The organism is Phytohabitans kaempferiae (assembly GCF_042433955.1).
Taxonomy (GTDB): Bacteria; Actinomycetota; Actinomycetes; order Mycobacteriales; family Micromonosporaceae; genus Phytohabitans; species Phytohabitans kaempferiae.
The window spans coordinates 1-3333 of the sequence record NZ_JBHLUH010000055.1; the positions used below are offsets into that span (position 1 = coordinate 1).

Here is a 3333-nt window from a genome sequence, read left to right on the forward strand (position 1 = left end):
AACCGCGAACACCTCCGACAACACCTCAAACGTGCTCCACCCATCCAGCAGCAGGTGGTGAGAGGTGCGTATGACCCGTACGGTGTCGGCGGAGAGCTGGGCGATCGCCATCCGTGCCAGGGGCGCGGTGCGCAGGTCCATGCCGCGCGCACGGTCAGCTTCGAGGTAGGCCCGGGCCGCCTCTTCCTGCCCGGCCTCGGACAGGCCGGTCCAGTCGAGGTATTCCACCGGCACGACCACCCGCCGGTGCACCACCTGCACTGGCTCCGGCACACCCTCCCACACCATCGACGACCGCAACACCGGCGTACGATCCACCACCACCTGCCACGCCGCACCGAGGGCACGCGGGTCGCTTACGCCTTCGAGCACGAAGGACATCTGGTCGAGGTACACGCCGCCGTCCGGGTCGGCGAGACTGTGGAAGAGCATGCCGGCCTGCATCGGGGTGAGCCGGTACACGTCCTCGACGCCCCGACCGTCGCCCACGACCCGGTCCACCGCCGCCTGGTCCAAACCCGCGTACGGGAAGTCCGACGGCGTACAGCCGCCGACCCCGGGCTCCTGGCAGTGGGCGACGATCTGCCGCAGCGCGCCGGTCAGCTCGCCGGCCAGCCGCTGGATGGTGTCCTGACGGTGGATCTTCGTGTTGTAGAGCCAGATGAAGGAGAGCTGGCCGTCCTGGACGCTGCCGGCGACGTCGAGCAGGTACGGACGGGTGTCGTCGGGGCTGTGGTCGGCGGCGAGGCCGATCTCGCGGCCGCGGATGAGCTGGTGCCGGTCGGGCTCGGTGGGGGTGTCCCACTGGCCGAGGTAGTTGAAGCTGATCTGGGGCTGCCGGTGCCCGGTGAAGGCGTGGCCATGACCGTCCACAGGCGACAGGTAGCGGAGGGCGTCGTAGCCGAGGCCGCGGCTGGGCACCTGGCGCAGCTGGGTCTTTACCGAGCGGATCAGATCCCGCCAACCGGCCGGGTCGACCTGGTCCGCGAGGGCCTCGGCCGGGACGTCCAGGGCGAGGGGGAAGTGAGTGGTGAACCAGCCGACGGTGCGGGTCACATCCAGGTCGTCGAACAACTCTTCCCGGCCGTGGCCCTCCATACCCACCAGGAGCCGGCCTCGACCGGCCCACCGGCCGAGGACCCGCCCGAGCGCGCTGATCAGCACGTCGTTGATCTGCGTGCGGTAGACCGCCGGCACCTGCCGCAACAACGCGTCGGTCTCGTCCCGGTCGAGGCGGACCACGACCTCGGCGGTCGTGCCGGCCAGGTTCGCACCGTCGAGGTCGGTCGGCAGCGCGGCGGGCCAGTCGCCGACCCGCGACCAGTATTCGACCTCGCCGTCCAGCCCGCCGCCGGCGACGTGCTCCACCAGCCGCCCAGCCCACGCCTGGAACGAGGAGGTCTTGGCCGGCAGCGCCGCCGGCTTGCCGTTGGCAGCCTGCTCGTACGCCTCCGTCAGATCGGACAGCAGCACCCGCCAGGAGACACCGTCGACGACGAGGTGATGCACGACCAGGAACAGCGCCGGGTCACCACCACCGGTGAACAGAACCGCCCTGACCAACGGACCATCACCCAGGTCCAAGCCCGCCTGCGCCCGCCGGCCGACCTGCTCCATCCGCGCCCGCCGCTCGACCTCCGGCACCCCGGCCAGATCCACGACATCCAGGACCGACTCAGCCGACTCGACCCGCGCGTAGCTCGCCCGCCACCGCTCACCATCGCGCCGGAACCGGGTCCGCAGACCGTCGTGATGCTCCAGCAGCGCCGCCACCGCAGAGGACAGCGCGGCCGCGTCGACGTCGGGAGCCAGGTGCAGCAGGACCGACATGTTGTAGTACGACGGATCACGCTCGAACGTCTCGAAGAACCACTCCTGGATCGGCGTCAGCTCCGCCTCACCGACCACCGGATCGTCCACTGCGGCCGGCGCCTGATCGGCGAACGACAGTCCTTGTGCCAGGGCGGCGATGGTCTGCCGGACGAACAGGTCTTTGGATGTCAGCCGCAGTCCGGCGGCGCGCGCCCGGGATACGACCTGGATGGAGAGGATCGAGTCGCCACCGAGCTCGAAGAAGTTGTCCTCCACCCCCACCTGGTCGACGCCCAGCACGTCCTGCCACACCGAGACGAGAGCGTGCTCCACATCGGACCGGGGCGCCACGAACTCGGCGCCGGCACGGACGGTCGACACGTCCGGGACCGGCAGGGCCCGCCGGTCGACCTTCCCGCTCGGCGTCATCGGCAACCGGTCCAGCACCACCACGACCGCCGGCACCATGTAGTCCGGCAGCGCACCACTGACGAACCCACGCACATTGACGGCGTCGAGTTCCGCTCCCGGCACCGGCACCACGAACCCGGCCAGCCGGCGCCCGGGGCCGTCGTCGAAGGCCACCACCGCGGCCTCCGCGACCCCGGGAGCCCGCGACAGCGCCGCCTCCACCTCCCCCAACTCAACGCGGAAACCCCGGATCTTCACCTGCTCGTCGACGCGACCCAGGTACTCCAAGACGCCGTCCGGCGACCACCGCACCACGTCACCAGTCCGGTAGACCCGCTCACCCGGCAACCACGGCAACTCCACGAACCGCTCAGCCGTCAGAGCTTCCCGACCCCAATAACCCCGCGCCAGACCATCACCACCAACCAACAACTCCCCCGCCACACCGACCGGCACCAACGACAACCCACCATCGACCACATACACCCGGGTATTCGCCAACGGACGGCCGATCGGCACGGTGGCGTGGCCGTCGAGCGCCTCGGGAGTCGGACGGAACCAGGTCGCGTCGATCGTCATCTCGGTGCTGCCGTACGCGTTGACCACCGTCGTGTCGGCGGGGATCGAGGCGAGCAGGGCACGGCAGTCCTCGGCGCGCCAGCCCTCAGAACCGACCGAGAGCAGGTGCATGGTGGGAAAGGACGTGCCGCGCCGCTCCACCTCCTGCACGATCATGCGCAGCAGGGACGGCACGACCTCGAGCGCGGTGGCGTTGGTGCTCTCCATGAGGTCGAGCAGCGCCGGCGGGTCGGTCACGACGTCGGTCGGGACGATGATGAGGGTGCCGCCGAAGAACGCCGAGCGCAGCAGGTCGGCGAAGAAGAGGTCGACGGAGACGCTCGACACGGAGGCGAAGCGGAGCTTGCGTCCGGACAGGTCGTGGAGCCGGTCCCAGGCGTCGGCGATGTACCGCAGGTTGCGGTGTTCGATCATGACGCCTTTTGGTGTGCCGGTGGAGCCGGAGGTGTAGATGGTGTAGGCCAGGTCGTGGCTGGTGGTGTTGGTTGGTGGTGGGGTGGTGGGTTGTGTGTCGATCGCCTCGGTGTCGAG

General features: G+C 69.8%; 1 protein-coding gene. It reads right to left on the minus strand.

What is annotated here, in order from left to right:
• Nucleotides 1-3333, minus strand: a 3333-nt coding sequence (locus tag ACFFIA_RS25460) for a condensation domain-containing protein (RefSeq protein WP_377254641.1), incomplete at both ends; no start/stop codon positions are given.